We start from the raw sequence: 14,536 nt of genomic DNA, 5'->3' as shown, positions 1-14,536 counted from the left end.
TGGCAAGTTGCGACAGTAAAGTGAGCAAATCATGAACATTCCTATCGTCAGCAGAGAATGTGAAGTACGGCCACCGGGTGGCATTTCATTTCACACGAGAGTCGGGGTAATGCGTCCTGTGCAGCGAGACGGCAAGTGGTGGGAATGTCGGCTCAGCTTGCCCGGTATTCTCGAGGACGAACGCACTGCATTTGGTGTCGACGAATGGGACGCGCTGCAGATGGGAATGCAGTTGCTGTGGATCGAGCTCGACCATAAGGCGAAGACTGGATGGCACTTCTCCTGGTGGAATGGCGAGAGTTCTGATATCAACCAGTTTCTACCTCAATGGGGGCGCGAGTTGCACCCACAATAGGTTCCCACCATGGACTGCGACCGCGACCAAGGTCAGCTATAAGGCCGCAGCTGCCGGACAACAGACAGCCGCCACCGTGATGGCCCGGGCACTTCGACTTCGACAATGCCGGGCGCAGCAGAAACTCCGTATTGCATCCAGTTGCTCAGGCATTCCGGAACTTTCGTGCGCCCAGAATGATTGCCACCCCCGTGGCCAGCATCAGGATACAGAACAGTGCCAGAAACAGCTCAGCATAGGACGGTACGAAAAACGCGGCCAGAGCAAGCAACGTTGTGGCAACAGCGGCCCTGGAGAGCCACCTCGCGGCCCAGCGGTGCAATTGCCCAGGATCGGTGATCCTGGCATAGTCGATCGTCAATATCTGGGATTTCCCGGCGGACAGGACCAGTTTTGCCACGCCGGCTAATACCAACGCGCCAAGCAAGATTGCGAGATAGCTGTGCTCCATAGGGCTCCATAATGGCTGATAAGCGAAATCATGAGCAGGGTTGCTGCAAGCAAATCGAATGCAGGAATTCGTCCACTTTGCAAACTTGGATACCCCACCAAATACAAATATGCTTGAAACAAGTCGAAGGCAGTGTCAACCGGCCCATTGCAGACGTCAATACCAGCCCGTAGGCGTTGCTGAATCGATTTCCGAGCCAGCTATTGCAGCACGATCTCGGCCACCATTTCTCCAAGCTCATCGATATCAGTTTCCACGAAACCCAGCGACGCATAGAATCCGCGAGCGGTGAGATTGTCCGGCTTGTAGCAAATAGTAATCCGGCGCGCATCCGCGAAGCCTTGGATCTCTGCCAGCAGCAACTCCATTGCGCGGCGGCCTATCCCCTGGTTTTGAACAGGATAGTCCACCATGAGCCTGTAAATTGCGTAGTGTCCCGCCTCGTCATTGCCGGTCACGTCGTACAAGGCAAAGCCTGCCGGGCTGCCATTACAGTAAATCGCGCGCGGCCGCCAGTCTGCATAGTAATGCGCCTGTGCGATCGAATAGGCATTGCTGGCAACGAACCGCGCCTGCTCTGGCGGCAGTTCCATGTCCATCAGAACTTCGAAATTATTGATCGTTACCGATTCCAGTGTGACGTTCATGCACTTCCTCTGGTTGGCCGCCCATCATCGAAACGACAGGCCATCTTTGATGATGGAATGTCCGGTCCGGGCCGAGTATTGCCGTTCAGCTCACGGCAGGCTCCACCGCAAAGCTGACTTTTGGGTGGCGTTATTTGCTGACGATAGCGCAAAGCATGATGAACGCCACCAGTACGACGGCCCCGATCAGTTGGCAAAGCACGATCGAAACGATGTGGGTATCCGGGAAACCGTGGACCTGTTTGCCTGGACACAAATCCTTCAGGCGTTCAGCGCGGAGGCGTCCAAGCGAGAGGATGGCGACCGTACCTCTGCCGATGCCATACAGGATGACTTCCATAAGAAAACTCCACGCAAGTTCAATCATGATTCCCTTATTTCCGGCAGCGCCGTACATACGGTTCAATTCCAGCAGGCTAGCCTACCGTCGCCGGCAGCTTCCGCCCCAAACCGGACGGTCAGATTGACTTCGATAGCCGTGCTTTCGTTTCCCTATCGCAGAGAATAATACTTCCTACCGGCACGGAATCCTTCGGTATCTTGCCTAGGCAAGTCACAACCTTCCATCGCCTTTCAACGGGCACGTCCACATCCAGAATTTTGAAATGCGAAAGGTTAAAGGATGCGTCAACGTCAAATGCCGGACGATCAGGAGGCTGGACAGTTACAACCGCAGAGAAATTGTTGAACGGACCTTGCGGTGACGGCTGAAAAAAGGGCGTGCACACGAGTCCTTGGTTCGTAAGATCGAATACGTCCTCCACCCTCAAAAGTTCGACTCTCATAACTTCTTTATGTTCCCTGAGCATGTCTTTGGCGACGTCTCCGTTGTCCGCTGTTGGCCGGTTTCGGCCGTTCAGTGTACGGCAACTGCCGACCCGAAGCTGTCGTACAAGTGGTAGCAAATGCCTCGGCGCTGTCGTCATATTGTTACGTATCGCCTTTTCGCACGCTCAAAGCTGTCGCGGTCACGCGTGACAAAGAACATGTTCGGCGTTCCAGCTCCCAATATATGGAGCGGGTCTGACTTTCTGATTTGTTCCCAAAATGATTCGGTTTCGATGCCCTCATCGAAAACCGAAAAACCGTATCGATTAACATGGTTTCGCTTCGGGCAATTGAGAGGAGTGGAATCATAGACGTACCATTCATCGAAGCCTGATGCCGGCAACTCTGTCAGCTGCTCAATCTCTCTGCTGATCGCTGTAGTCTCGCGGCGACTCCAGCCCGATTTCAGCTCCTCCTCCGATGGCACGTAGGGACCGCTGTCACATGATGTAATAGCTACCTGCTTTCCAACCACCAGTTCCGGTGCCAACTGAAGTAGATCGGTGAGAGACGGATCCCAAGCCACCGACCACTCAAGCGCCCAGTATCCCCAACGCTCGCCATAAATCATTTTCATTGTCCTTGGAAACGCAGCCGGATATGCCATGCCTCAGTCCTTCAAACTGTACGGCCGCTTTTGGCCGAACTCGGCCGTTCGCTCCAGCATAGCAGTTCGTCGAACCGGAAAAGTCACAGACTGTCACGACAGGCAGCTCCCGCCCCGAAGCAGACATTGGCTAGAGGGAAAAGGCTGGCTTAACTTGCGTACACGGCATGGCTACAGGCCGGTCCTGCTGTACCTTAGGGTTCGACGTCGAGCTGGGAAAGACAGTTCATGTCTTCATCGTAAATCTCGAATCGTGAACGGAATCCAGCAGCCGTGGCCGCCTGGTGCAGATCTTGAACAAAGCGTCGTACCTCCTGACTGCTCCCAGTAACAGCTCCATTGAAAAGAAATTCCCCGTTGGCTGTTCCTCGGCATGCGGCAAAGTCCGCTTTATTCGAGCAAATGATTAAAGTCTCTTCGTCGTCGAACTGCGATTTTTTCAACCAAATTTCGTCATCGGCTAAGGCCATGTGGTTACGTACGATTTCGGCGAGCTCAGCAATTCGGCCGTCACATTCCAAGAGGCTGTAGACGTTGTTGCGTTGAGGAATTGTCATAGCGATGGACGCCTTACGTTATGCTTTGTCCAATAGATTAAAGGACCGCTCCTGGCCGGTTGCCGCCGTCCAGTGCACGACGGCTGTCGCCCAATTGCGGACCTCTACGGAGTGGGAGTTGACATTGCTGTAGCGGACTTCAACGCAATGAAAGTATTAGCAAGTCGGGCGGTTGCGCACGCTGGGTTTTCGGACTGTTCATCCTTGGCTAACTTGCTGCAACTCGATATCAAATTTTCACGAGCAGAATCATTCAGTATTAAAGACGACAAGGCGGGTGATTGTTTGTCAAGAGCCTTGGCGGTTGCTGCAGCCCAGCATTCAAGTTCTTTATCTGCTCCCACAATTGGCGCAGCGAGAGGAATAGATTTGCATTCTTTCAGAACTTCCTTATATTGCGCCCCCTGCAGTAACTTTTTGACGAGTTCCACGTGTGGCAAGGAACGCGCATAGCCAGTTGCAGCCGTGCTTGCAATCGCTACCAATAGGCAAGCTTGCTTCACCTTCAAACTATTCTTCATTCTTTGTTTGCAATCTTTGACCTTTGCCGTTGAGGGACCGCTTTTGGCCGAAAGCGGCCCGCCATGACAGGTTTCCTGCTCGCCTCGAAGGCCTCGGCGAGCTTCGGCTCCCGGAAAACTCATCGCAGTCGATGCCCCCGGCGATATGCGGGCGAGGCGGAATCGAACAATCAGTCCGCCTCCCGGGGCGCAGCAAACGCTTTGCTGTAATAGCCGGAAGGATCGAAGCAACAGACCCGCTTCTTGCCGGCGGCAAGCATCTCGCAGGCACCGGCCACGCGGCTCATGCGGGTTTTCTCCTGCTTGGCCGAAACGATCCAGTGTATCCAGTCGATGCGGGCAATGGTCGTGGTGCTGTCCCAGGCCGCCCTGGCTTCCGGCGAAGCCGCAAGCGCCGCGCGAAATGCCGGCGGCAGTGGCGGTTCCAGTTCATCCGCCAGCGGTTGAACCTCCAGCGTCACCAGATTTCCCGCCTCGACATCCGCACTTTCCAACAGGGCACCGGGAATCTTGAGCCAATGGCCCAGTTGCCCGTCCGGCTCGAGGACTGCCTGGAAGGGGTGCCCGTTGATCGTGCCTGCCATGCTCGTCCTGCCCCGCCGTGGAAACTTGTCGCTTTCCGGCTTCGGCAGGATGACAAAGGCCCAGGCATCCTCCCCCTACAAATCGGCGGGGCGGCACAGCCTGGCGTGGAAGCTGGCGTGGGCGATCGGTTTCATCAGGGCTCCTTTCGGCAAAGGTCTCGTTCCTGGGGTAGCGCGCAGCGCCGGGGCGTGGAGGGATTATCGCAGGAAGGTCCGTCGTTGGCATCGCCCGGCGCCCGACACCCGACACACGGTCCGGCACGAGCCTAGCCGCCGAACAGGTGCTTGCGCGCCTCCTGGCTGATCGCCACGGTGGCCGGGTGGCTCAGGCGGCGCTCGGTGGTGATCGCATAGACCTGGTCCATCACGTCCTGCGCCTCACCGAACTGTTCGACCTCGTATTGCTTGCAGATATAGTCGGCCAGCACGCCGGGGGCAAAGAACAGCCCCGCGCCGGCCCTGCCGAACGCCTTCATCATCGCGCTGTCGTCGAATTCGCCGACGATGCGCGGCCGCAGCCCGTGTTCTTCCAGCCAGCGCAGTACGCGCGGGCGCGTGGCGAAGTCCTCGCCCGGCAGCAGCATCGGCATCTTGTCGAGACACTGCGGGAATGGCCCCTTCAGCCGTGAGCGCAATGCCGGCGCACCGAAGATTTTCAGCGCGCTTTCGCCCAGCAGGTGGGAATAGCCGCGCACGGCGAGGTGCGGCGGCATCGGACGGTCGGCGATGATCAGGTCGAGCCGGTGCACGGCCAGGTCGCCCAGCAGCGTGGCCAGGCGCCCTTCCCGGCACACGAGGCGCACCGGCTCGGCCAGCGACAGTGCGGGCGTCAGCACCTGGCTGGCGACCATTTTCGACACCGAATCGGCGCAGCCCACGAGGAAGCGCGTGGCATGCGCCGATTCGTCGTGCAGGGCCTCGACCAGTTCGTCGCCCGTGCGAAAGATCGTGTCGGCATAGCCCAGCACGCGCGTGCCCGCCTCGGTCAGCTCCAGCGTGCGACCGGCGCGGCGGAACAGCTCCACGCCGAGCGATTCGGCGAATTCCGTCAGCTGGCCGGAAATGGACTGTGGCGTGAGGTGCAGCTGCTCGGCGGCGCGGGCGATCGTGCCAGTGCGCGCCACCATCCAGAAATATCGGAGATGCTTGTAGTTGAGGCTCATGGGTGCTGGATGACGCGCATCGTCCATTGCGTGATCGATTCGCTAATCATCGTTTTTTTCGATGTGTCGTGCAAGTATATTCGATTTGTCCAATGAATCGTGTGCCAGTATCCTTCGTGTATTGATATTCCTTAAGGAGTTGGTCGATATGACTGGACTTGAAAATATAGCCACACCGGGCATGTGGGCCGGCTTCGTGGCATTCGTGCTGGTGATGCTGGCACTCGACCTGTTCGTCTTTGGCGGCAACAAGGCGCACAAGGTGAGCGTGAAGGAAGCGGCCGCATGGTCGGGCGTGTGGGTGACGATGGCGCTGCTGTTCAACGCCGGCCTGTGGTGGCACCTGAAAGGCACCATGGGCGAAGTGGTGGCCGACCAGAAGGCGCTGGAGTTCCTGTCCGGCTACCTGATCGAGAAGGCGCTGTCGGTCGACAACGTGTTCGTGTTCCTGCTGATCTTCGGCGCTTTCCAGGTGCCGCAGCAATACCAGCGCCGCGTGCTGATCTACGGCGTGCTGGGCGCGATTGTGATGCGGGCCGTGATGATCCTGGCCGGTGCCTGGGTAGTCAAGGAGTTCTCGTGGGTGCTGTACCTGTTCGGCGCGTTCCTGCTGTTCACCGGTATCAAGATGCTGATGGCTTCCGAGCAGGAGCCGGACGTGACGCAGAACCCGGTGCTGAAGTTCGCCAAGAAGCACCTGCGCGTGGCGGAAGACGAGCATGGCGAGAAGTTCATGGTGCGCCGTAACGGCCTGCTGTATGTGACGCCGCTGTTCCTCGTGCTGATCCTGATCGAGGTGACCGACCTGATCTTCGCGGTGGATTCGATCCCGGCGATCTTCGCGATCACGACCGATCCGTTCATCGTGTTCACGTCGAACCTGTTCGCGATCCTGGGCTTGCGGGCGCTGTACTTCCTGCTGGCCGACATCGCCGACCGCTTCCACCTGCTCAAGTATGGCCTGGCGCTGGTGCTGGCGTTCATCGGTACCAAGATGCTGATCATGCCGTGGTATCACATGCCGGTGGAAGCTTCGCTGGTGGTGGTGGCCTTCCTGATCGGTGCCAGCGTGGTGGCCAGCCTGCTGCTGCCGCCGAAGAAGACCGATAAATGATGTAGTGACGACGCGGCCCCGATCGGGGCCGCGTGACCGACAAAGGAACTGAAATGCGACCGTATGAAACGAACAGCCCGCAAGCCCGCGCCCGCCTCCTCGCCCTGTCGATGGTGGTCGACGGCCACCTCGACCCGGCCGAACTGCAGGTACTGGAAGACGCTCCCGTACTGAGCAACCTGGGCATCGACTGGACCCTGTTCAGCGAAGTGCTCGATGAACTGTGCAGCGACATGCTGGGCGGCACGGTGCGCCACGGTGCGGTGGAAATCGGCCCGGCACTGCTGGACAGCGTGCTGGCCGAAATCACCGATGCGGGCCTGCAGCGCCAGCTGCTGGTGGCGATGCTCAACATCGTCGAGGCGGACGCGCGGCTGGCCCACGCCGAGCGCCTGCTGGTGGCCCGCGCCGGCGAGCGCTGGATACCGGATGCCCAGGAAGAACCGCTGCCGGCGTGACGACGGCGCCGGCAAAACGTACCGGTGACAGGCACCGCTCAGGTACCACTTAACGGGGAATGTTTCGAGACAACCGGTGCCTGTCACCGGTTTTGCCTGCACCGGTTGTTCCTGCCGGGCGCATGGGATTAGGCGGGACCGGCGGCTTCGATTACCATGTCGGTCTTTGCCATCATGCCGGCGCCTGAACCTTGAAACAGACCGTCCTCCACCCCGCGCGCACCGTGATCCTGGGCTTTGCGCTGGCGATCGCGATCGGCACGCTGCTGCTGATGCTGCCCGCCGCGCGCGCGGCCGGCGTGCCGGCGCCGCCGATGGTGGCGTTCTTCACGTCCGTGTCCGCGATCTGCGTCACGGGTCTCGTACTGGTCGATACCGGCACCTACTGGTCGGTGTTCGGCCAGTCGACGATCATGGTCATGTTCCAGCTGGGCGGCTTCGGCATGATGACGGCCGCCACGCTGCTCGGCCTGATGGTGAACCGTTCGCCGCGGCTGCGCACGCGGCTGGTGACGCAGACCGAAACACGCTCGCTGTGGGTCGGCGATATTTCCAGCGTGGCGAAGCTGGTGCTCGGCGTGACGATCCTGTCGCAGCTCGTCATCGGCACGGTCCTCACGCTGCGGCTGCGCTTCGGCCACGACATGCCCTGGGGCGACGCCACGTGGAGCGGCTTCTTCCATGCCGTGTCGGCCTTCAACAATGCCGGGTTCTCGATCCATACGGACGGCTTCATGCGCTATGCCGGCGATGCGCTGATCCTGCTGCCGGTGATGATCGCCGCGGTGGTCGGCGGCATCGGCTTCCCCATCCTGAACGATTTGCGGGAACGCTGCCGCGATCCGCGCCACTGGTCGCTGCACACCAAGCTGACGCTGGCCGGCACGCTGGTACTGGTCGCCGGCGGCTTTCTCGCCATCCTGCTGTTCGAGTGGAACAATGCGCAGACCTTCGGCCCCATGTCCATTGCGGAAAAGCTGCTGAACGGCCTGTTCATGTCGGCTTCCGCGCGTACCGTGGGCTTCAACACGGTGGACATCGCCGCGCTGACGCGGGAAACCTGGGCGCTGCACTACTTCCTGATGTTCGTCGGCGGCGGCAGCGCCGGCACCGCGGGCGGCGTGAAAGTGGGCACGGTGATGATCCTCGTGCTGCTCGTCGTGGCCGAAGCGAAGGGCCACACGGATACCGAGGCGTTCGGCCGCCGCGTCGGCGCGTCGGCCCAGCGGCAGGCCATCACGGTGCTGGTCGTCGGCAGCGTGATCGTTGCCGTGGGCACCGTCGCGCTGCTGCGCATCTCGCATTTCCCGACCGACCAGGTGATCTTCGAAGTGATCGCCGCGTTCGGCAGCGCCGGCCTGTCGACCGGCATCACGGCCGACCTGCCGCCGTCCGGCCAGTTCGTGCTGGCGCTGCTGATGTTCTTCGGCCGTGTCGGCACCATCACGCTTGCCACGTCGCTGGTGATCGGCGAACGGCGCATGCCTTATCGTTTTCCTGAGGAGCATCCAATTGTGGGGTAGGATTTTTACGGAACAGTTCGCGTTTTCGGCCAGCGACAGCGTCGTCGTCATCGGCCTGGGAAGGTTCGGCGGCGCGGTCGCGCAATCGCTGATGCACCTGGGCCACGATGTGATGGGCGTCGACAGGAAGGAAGAGCTTGTGCAGGTGTGGGGCGACCGCCTCACGCATGCCGTGCAGGCCGATTCGACCAACGAAAACGTGATGCTGCAGCTCGGCGTGGCCGATTTTTCCCACGCGATCGTGGCGATCGGCTCGGACCTCGCCGCCAGCCTGATGACGCTGATGGTGCTCACGGAACTGGGCATCAAGGATATCTGGGTCAAGGCGATGACACCCGAACACGGCCAGATCGCGCAGCGCATCGGCGCGCACCACGTGGTGTATCCGGAAGCGGACATGGGCGAGCGCGTGGCGCACCTGATCACCGGCCGCATGATGGATTTCATCGAGTTCGAGGATGGTTTCGCGATCGCCAAGATCCATGCGCCGGCGGACACCCATCACGTGACCCTGGCCGAGTCGCACGTGCGCACGCGCCACGGCGTGACCGTCGTCGGCGTCAAGCGCGCCAACGAAGATTTCCAGCATGCGCGGCCGGAAACCCGCATCCTGCCGGCGGACCTGCTGATCGTGTCCGGGCCCACGGCAAGGATCGAGCAGTTTGCCGGCGGTGAAAAGGCAAAGAACAGGAAATAAGCGAAGCCGCGCCCGTGCCGCCCGGTTCCCTGCCGGCCCGGCGCATGGACATTCGCCGGCCGGTCCAGCGCCCGGCCACCACCCGGCCACCACCCACTTCGTTCGGTTAGTTGCAGATTTAAGTGAGCGGTATCGAAATGGGGACAGCGTGGGGCCGGTATGGACGGTGCCGATGCCGGCACCGTCGCAAAGGTCAGCGCGGCGGCAGCAGATGCCGGAACGTCGGCTCGATGTTGATGGCGTGCAGATGGCGCACGATATCTTCCAGCGTGGCGTCTTTCAGCAGCAGGCCGTCCGGCACGCCGCCTTCCGCCGCCGCCCGGTGCTGCGCCATCGCGGCAACATGCGGGGCAGGCGCGGATGCGGGCATGGGCTCGGGTTGCATCGCCTGCAGCACGTCCAGCGCATGCCGCAGCTCGTCGTCGTTGATCGACTCCAGTCCCTGCAGGAAGGCGGCCTGCGCGGCGAGCGGCGGCGCCATCTCCAGCGCCGGCTCGTCCGCGAACGAGGCCCCCATGCCGGGGTGGATGAATGCCGCCCACTTGTCCGACACCGCGTTGCGGCACGGCGGCAGCTCGACCGGCGCGCCAATGCCGGCAAGCGGCGCCATGTCGGGGCAATACGTCGCGCGAACGAGGTCGAGCAATGCCTGCGCCCGGGCGACGGGCACCGGCCGCTCGAACGACAGCCACAGGCGGAACCCGGCCGCGCCGGAAACGCTCACCGCGGGCGCCGGCAGCCCCAGTTCGCCCTGCAGCGCGTTGGCCACGGCGCACAGGCGCTCCCATTGCACCGCACCGTCGGCGTCACGCTGCCGTTCGAACGGAATGACGACAGCGCGCACCGCGCCCTCGCGGACGAGATCGAAGGCGTGCGTCGCGCTGCCTTCCAGATGCTCCGCGATGCCTTGCGGCGGGGGCTCTCCGGCTGGCAGGTAAAGGCGAAGCAATTGCGATATCAACTCTTGCATGGTGATTCCAGTGCGCCCGCGGCGTTCATTGTGGTGACGAGGCGGTATTATCGCCGAATGCCGGCTGGCCCGGCAGTGCACTACAATGGCGGCCCGCCAAGCCTCGCTGAGAAATTCGATGAGTACCCCCGACCTGCCCTTCCGCGCCACCACAGCCGAAGCCTGCGCCTGGCTCGAAAAGCAAACCGGCGCGCCATGGACACTGGCGCGCCTGCTCGAGCACGAACTCACGCCCTATGTCTGGCTGGACTACGACCCCGGGTACCCGGAACTGTTCGGCGACGCCAACGGCGGCTATGCGGCGCCGATCTTCTTCCAGGGCGACATCGCCCGGCTCGCGGCGGGCAGCGAGGATGTGCTGATCACGATGACGAAGGACGCCTATAAAATCGTGGCACGGTTGCCGGAGCCGGGCTTTCGCCGGCCGCTCGACCAGTTGCGCTTCCAGAAGAAGGACGTGGAGCGCCTTGCCGGCAAGCTGAAACACGCGGCGGCGGAAGCGGCCCGGCCGGCGCCGGCGGCCAGCGAGTCGCAACAAGGTATCGGCAAGGCCGACGTGCTGGCAGCGTTCGGGCGCCTGGTGCGGCTGGACATGGATAAATCGCTCGACGACGCGATCGGCATCTTCGGCGACGACGGCGCGCGCGTGAAGGCCAGCGCACGAAAATCGAAGCGCAACGCCGTATGGAATCCGGTCACGCTGGCCCTGGGGCTGCACGACGTGTATGGCGTGCCGCTCGGCCCCCTGAAGCGTGCCTTCGCATCGCATGATTTCCTGCACGCCTGGCAGGACGACTGGAACCAGTCCCTCTATTTGCTGGGCAAATGAGCGCCGGGTGACGCGGCGCGCGCCAGCAGCCGGCGCAGCTGCGCGGCCTGGTAGGCGCCGAAGGTATCGCTGAACAGGCAGCGGATCAGCGGATCGTCGGTCACTTCGGCCAGCGCGAGCGCGCTGTCGGTATCGGCATCGAAGACGGCGTCGTTGATGCGCAGGTACATCGACGTCAGCGCTTCGCCCTCCTCCAGCGCGGCCCACAGCCGGGCGGCGGGAATCCCGGTGGTCCAGCCAGGCGCGGTCGCACCGTCGTCGGGCGTGGCCGGGCCGCCGGGTTCCAGCCGGTAGCGGAAGTGCGTGGCGACGCCCGCGTGATCGTAGATCGACAGCTGCCAGATGCGCGGCTCGTCGAAATACGCCGATGCGGGTTCCACCTCACCGTACTTGCCCGGCAGCCCTGCGCGGCAGAAGTCGACCACGCGCGCATGCTGCGCCGCCGTCAGCGGCGCGAACTGCCGCGCGATCTCGCTGGTATGCGGCGGCGCGGCATTGCCTTCATACGCGTAATCCACGTTTCGTTCGCCGGCCGGCAGTACCCAGTCGAGCGGCGGTGCCGGCTGCAGCGATACGGCATCCAGCGCCACCGATACCGAGGGATCGAGCCGCACCACCGTGGTGGCGGGCAGCGCCGCCGTGACTTCCCGCGCAAACTGTGCATACGAGATCGGGAAGAAGGCGCGGTTGTACCACGACCATGCCTCCTGCACGAACTGGCAGGAGCTGGGCACGACATAGCGCGGCGCCAGCGCGCGCAGCTGGGGTATCCATTCTTCCGGCAGTGACGGCGGCGCGGCGGCGAAGCGCGATGGCGCCAGCACCTCGAGCTCGCGCATCGTCTGGAACGGCCACAGCACCATGTCCCACGGCCCTTGCGCCACCAGCGGCGCCAGCGTGGTGTCGTCGATCCACGAATCGACGACATTGAGCACGTTCAGCCCCGCCGCCTTCACCTGGAACATGGAATCCACGTCCGCGTCCATCGCTTCGCGGGGTACCACCTGGAACGTGCCGACGTCGACCGGTACATCCAGGCACAACGGTGTCACGCTGGTAAACCCCAGCTGGCGCACCATGACGAACAGCTCGTCGAACAGGCAGTAGATGTACAGCGGCGTGGCGCGGTCCAGCAGGTCGAGGCTGTCGAGCGAGCAGTGGTCGTCGTGAAAATGCGAGATGAACACGGCGTCGAACCGCTGGCGGCGAATGCCTTCGACATCGAACCGCACCTCGGGAAAGGCATGGCAGTTGCGACTAAAGGGGTTTTCAAAGATGGGATCGAAGGCAATGCGCGCGCCGCCGCATTCGAACACGTAGCCGGCGTGGAGGATGCGGGAAATGGTCAGGGTCGGGTGGTTCATGGTCCGCCATTCTACGCCGTGCGCCGGTGCAACCGGGGTGGGAGCCAACCGCAACTGCATTGCATCGATTCAAACCGTGTATAGATCAAGATACTATTTGATTTGTTCGTGAATTTATCACGACCTATGATCGTCTCCACATAGAAAACAGCCCAACGGAGACAATCTTGAAGAACACGGCAGTACTGATGCTTGCCCTCGGCGGCGCAACCGCCCAAGCCCAGAGCACGGTCTCGATCTACGGTATCGTCGACGCGGCCGTCGTCGGCGAACGCGGCGGCAGTGCCGGCAACGTGACCAAGGTGACGAGCGGTGCGGCATCCGCGTCCCGCATCGGCTTTCGTGGCACGGAAGACCTGGGCAACGGCCTCTCCGCGTACTTCGTCCTCGAAGCCGGCTCGAAGATCGATACCGGTGCCATCGATGCCGCCGGCTCGCTGTTCAACCGGCAGGCGCTCGTGGGCCTGAAGGGCCAGTTCGGCGCGGTGGCCGTGGGTCGCCAGTACACGCCATGGCACACGACGCTGGCGCAGGTGGTGGACCCGTTCGGCACCGGCTACGCGGGCTCGTCGAAAAACCTGTTCCCGGATTCCGGCGCCAATATCCGCACCAGCAATACGATCACCTATGCAGCGCCGCGCACCAACGGCTTTGACCTGGAACTGGCTTATAGTGCCGGCGAACAAAGCGATTCGTCGGCGGGGCGCCAGTTCGGCGGCGCCATCGGCTATGCGCAAGGGCCGCTCGTCGTGCGGCTGGCCTACAACAACAAGAATTCCGACGTGCCCGCCACTGCCACGGCGGCGGCCATCGACCGCAGCCTGGGGCGCAACATCCTGCTGGGCGCCAGCTACAACTTCGGCCCCGTGAAAGTTCATGCCGGCTATGGCGTGGACAAGGGCGACAACAGCGCACCGCTCGGCAACGCCACCAACCCATACGGTGGCGTGACGGCCACGGCCTCGATCGACGGCCGCTCCGCCCTGCTCGGCTTCACCGCCCCGGTCGGCGCCGGCACGCTGATGTTCTCCGCCATGCACAAGGACGACCGTACGGCCTTCAACCAGGATGCCCGCTCCTGGGGCATCGGCTACCTGCACGCCCTGACGAAACGCACCGGGCTGTATGCCGCGTACGCGCATATCGACAACCGCAATGGCGCCGGCTACACGGTGGCCAACAACACCGAGCCAGGCTCCGGCAACACCGGCTGGAACCTGGGCATCCGCCACACCTTTTGAAACCGGGGACAGACCCTGGTTTTCAGGAAATTTCCTCGAAGACGGCGGCCCGGCGTTCCGGTCCGTTCCGATTCCTTTACCGAACATTCACCACAGGGATAACAACATGACCAACTACGTTTCCGGCGCCCCCACCGTTACCGACATGCGTGTCGTGCCCGTCGCGGGCCAGGACAGCATGCTGCTCAACCTCTCCGGTGCGCACGGCGCCTGGTTCACCCGCAACATTGTGATCCTGACCGACAGCGCCGGCAACACGGGCCTGGGCGAAGTGCCGGGCGGCGAGAAGATCCGGCAGACGCTGGAAGACGCGCGCTCCCTCGTGATCGGCAAGAGCCTGGGCGAATACAACAACATCCTCAACGCGATGCGCAGCACGTTCGCCGAACGCGACGCCGGTGGCCGCGGCCAGCAGACCTTCGACCTGCGCATCACGATCCACGCCGTGACGGCGATGGAATCGGCGCTGCTCGATTTGCTGGGCCAGTTCATGAACGTGCCCGTGGCTGATCTGCTGGGCGAGGGCCGGCAGCGCGACAAGGTGGAGATGCTCGGCTACCTGTTTTATGTCGGCGACCGCAGGAAAACCAATCTGGACTACCGCGCCGAACCGGATGCCGGCGACGC

The 14,536-nt window shown here is 62.3% G+C and carries 18 protein-coding genes and 1 pseudogene; 8 read left to right on the top strand and 11 right to left on the bottom strand.

Annotated features, from left to right (window positions below):
• Positions 1–31 precede the first annotated feature (31 nt).
• Complete coding sequence (locus ACY65G_RS29805) at positions 32–355, top strand: DUF6968 family protein (protein ID WP_465000898.1); 324 nt, start codon at positions 32–34, stop codon at positions 353–355.
• A gap of 145 nt (positions 356–500) precedes the next feature.
• Here ACY65G_RS29805 and ACY65G_RS29800 read toward each other — a convergent pair whose 3' ends face one another.
• From ACY65G_RS29800 to nhaR, 9 genes and pseudogenes are all read right to left on the bottom strand, one after another.
• On the bottom strand, positions 501–806 hold the full coding sequence (locus ACY65G_RS29800; protein ID WP_465000897.1) for a hypothetical protein: 306 nt from the start codon (positions 804–806) through the stop codon (positions 501–503).
• A gap of 200 nt (positions 807–1,006) precedes the next feature.
• A complete protein-coding gene (locus ACY65G_RS29795) occupies positions 1,007–1,453 on the bottom strand; it encodes a GNAT family N-acetyltransferase (protein WP_465000896.1) in 447 nt (148 codons plus the stop codon).
• Positions 1,454–1,583: 130 nt separating this feature from the next.
• Positions 1,584–1,793, bottom strand: coding sequence for a hypothetical protein (locus tag ACY65G_RS29790; RefSeq protein WP_465000895.1), 210 nt, complete (start codon positions 1,791–1,793; stop codon positions 1,584–1,586).
• A gap of 582 nt (positions 1,794–2,375) precedes the next feature.
• The gene (locus ACY65G_RS29785) at positions 2,376–2,888 is read right to left on the bottom strand and encodes a hypothetical protein (protein ID WP_465000894.1); all 513 of its coding nucleotides are present in this window, start codon (positions 2,886–2,888) and stop codon (positions 2,376–2,378) included.
• Between the two features lie 194 nt (positions 2,889–3,082).
• Entirely contained in the window at positions 3,083–3,445 is a 363-nt protein-coding gene (locus ACY65G_RS29780; RefSeq protein ID WP_465000893.1) for a hypothetical protein, read from the bottom strand.
• Positions 3,446–3,549: 104 nt separating this feature from the next.
• Entirely contained in the window at positions 3,550–3,966 is a 417-nt protein-coding gene (locus ACY65G_RS29775; protein WP_465000892.1) for a hypothetical protein, read from the bottom strand.
• Between the two features lie 170 nt (positions 3,967–4,136).
• Entirely contained in the window at positions 4,137–4,427 is a 291-nt protein-coding gene (locus ACY65G_RS29770; RefSeq protein WP_465000924.1) for a YdeI/OmpD-associated family protein, read from the bottom strand.
• Positions 4,428–4,607, bottom strand: a pseudogene (locus tag ACY65G_RS29765) (DUF1905 domain-containing protein); the annotation flags it as partial. It lies immediately after the preceding gene.
• Between the two features lie 209 nt (positions 4,608–4,816).
• The gene (nhaR, locus tag ACY65G_RS29760) at positions 4,817–5,713 is read right to left on the bottom strand and encodes a transcriptional activator NhaR (RefSeq protein WP_465000891.1); all 897 of its coding nucleotides are present in this window, start codon (positions 5,711–5,713) and stop codon (positions 4,817–4,819) included.
• A 148-nt stretch (positions 5,714–5,861) separates the two neighbouring features.
• Between nhaR and ACY65G_RS29755 the strand changes: the two genes are divergently transcribed.
• From ACY65G_RS29755 to ACY65G_RS29740, 4 genes are all read left to right on the top strand, one after another.
• Positions 5,862–6,827 carry a TerC family protein gene (locus ACY65G_RS29755; RefSeq protein ID WP_465000890.1) on the top strand — a complete coding sequence of 322 codons (966 nt, stop codon included), beginning with the start codon at positions 5,862–5,864 and terminating at the stop codon, positions 6,825–6,827.
• A gap of 53 nt (positions 6,828–6,880) precedes the next feature.
• The gene (locus ACY65G_RS29750) at positions 6,881–7,285 is read left to right on the top strand and encodes a tellurite resistance TerB family protein (RefSeq protein WP_465000889.1); all 405 of its coding nucleotides are present in this window, start codon (positions 6,881–6,883) and stop codon (positions 7,283–7,285) included.
• A gap of 191 nt (positions 7,286–7,476) precedes the next feature.
• A complete protein-coding gene (locus tag ACY65G_RS29745; protein WP_465000888.1) occupies positions 7,477–8,808 on the top strand; it encodes a TrkH family potassium uptake protein in 1,332 nt (443 codons plus the stop codon).
• The gene (locus ACY65G_RS29740) at positions 8,798–9,505 is read left to right on the top strand and encodes a potassium channel family protein (RefSeq protein ID WP_465000887.1); all 708 of its coding nucleotides are present in this window, start codon (positions 8,798–8,800) and stop codon (positions 9,503–9,505) included. Before ACY65G_RS29745 ends, ACY65G_RS29740 begins: the two co-directional genes overlap by 11 nt.
• Before the next feature lie 193 nt (positions 9,506–9,698).
• On the opposite strand, the gene ACY65G_RS29735 is transcribed toward ACY65G_RS29740, so the two are convergent.
• On the bottom strand, positions 9,699–10,475 hold the full coding sequence (locus tag ACY65G_RS29735; protein WP_465000886.1) for a hypothetical protein: 777 nt from the start codon (positions 10,473–10,475) through the stop codon (positions 9,699–9,701).
• A gap of 118 nt (positions 10,476–10,593) precedes the next feature.
• Here ACY65G_RS29735 and ACY65G_RS29730 point away from each other — a divergent pair, with 118 nt between their 5' ends.
• Positions 10,594–11,304 (top strand): hypothetical protein, encoded by a 711-nt coding sequence (locus tag ACY65G_RS29730; RefSeq protein WP_465000885.1) that lies wholly within the window; start codon positions 10,594–10,596, stop codon positions 11,302–11,304.
• On the opposite strand, the gene ACY65G_RS29725 is transcribed toward ACY65G_RS29730, so the two are convergent.
• Positions 11,286–12,668: an MBL fold metallo-hydrolase gene (locus ACY65G_RS29725; protein ID WP_465000884.1), complete on the bottom strand. Its 1,383-nt coding sequence runs from the start codon at positions 12,666–12,668 to the stop codon at positions 11,286–11,288. The genes ACY65G_RS29730 and ACY65G_RS29725 overlap by 19 nt on opposite strands.
• A gap of 167 nt (positions 12,669–12,835) precedes the next feature.
• Here ACY65G_RS29725 and ACY65G_RS29720 point away from each other — a divergent pair, with 167 nt between their 5' ends.
• Complete coding sequence (locus ACY65G_RS29720; RefSeq protein WP_465000883.1) at positions 12,836–13,909, top strand: porin; 1,074 nt, start codon at positions 12,836–12,838, stop codon at positions 13,907–13,909.
• Between the two features lie 106 nt (positions 13,910–14,015).
• The coding region (locus ACY65G_RS29715; protein ID WP_465000882.1) for an enolase-like domain-containing protein at positions 14,016–14,536 on the top strand (521 nt) is incomplete at its 3' end.

Source organism: Pseudoduganella sp. jia 12, assembly GCF_055502675.1.
This window is presented reverse-complemented; position numbering and strand designations above follow the sequence as displayed.

Coding starts and splice junctions, on each gene's coding strand:
- ACY65G_RS29805 (WP_465000898.1), top strand. CDS start 32: ATGAACATTCCTATCGTCAGCAGAGAATGTGAAGTACGGCCACCGGGT.
- ACY65G_RS29800 (WP_465000897.1), bottom strand. CDS start 806: ATGGAGCACAGCTATCTCGCAATCTTGCTTGGCGCGTTGGTATTAGCC.
- ACY65G_RS29795 (WP_465000896.1), bottom strand. CDS start 1,453: ATGAACGTCACACTGGAATCGGTAACGATCAATAATTTCGAAGTTCTG.
- ACY65G_RS29790 (WP_465000895.1), bottom strand. CDS start 1,793: ATGGAAGTCATCCTGTATGGCATCGGCAGAGGTACGGTCGCCATCCTC.
- ACY65G_RS29785 (WP_465000894.1), bottom strand. CDS start 2,888: ATGGCATATCCGGCTGCGTTTCCAAGGACAATGAAAATGATTTATGGC.
- ACY65G_RS29780 (WP_465000893.1), bottom strand. CDS start 3,445: ATGACAATTCCTCAACGCAACAACGTCTACAGCCTCTTGGAATGTGAC.
- ACY65G_RS29775 (WP_465000892.1), bottom strand. CDS start 3,966: ATGAAGAATAGTTTGAAGGTGAAGCAAGCTTGCCTATTGGTAGCGATT.
- nhaR (WP_465000891.1), bottom strand. CDS start 5,713: ATGAGCCTCAACTACAAGCATCTCCGATATTTCTGGATGGTGGCGCGC.
- ACY65G_RS29755 (WP_465000890.1), top strand. CDS start 5,862: ATGACTGGACTTGAAAATATAGCCACACCGGGCATGTGGGCCGGCTTC.
- ACY65G_RS29750 (WP_465000889.1), top strand. CDS start 6,881: ATGCGACCGTATGAAACGAACAGCCCGCAAGCCCGCGCCCGCCTCCTC.
- ACY65G_RS29735 (WP_465000886.1), bottom strand. CDS start 10,475: ATGCAAGAGTTGATATCGCAATTGCTTCGCCTTTACCTGCCAGCCGGA.
- ACY65G_RS29730 (WP_465000885.1), top strand. CDS start 10,594: ATGAGTACCCCCGACCTGCCCTTCCGCGCCACCACAGCCGAAGCCTGC.
- ACY65G_RS29725 (WP_465000884.1), bottom strand. CDS start 12,668: ATGAACCACCCGACCCTGACCATTTCCCGCATCCTCCACGCCGGCTAC.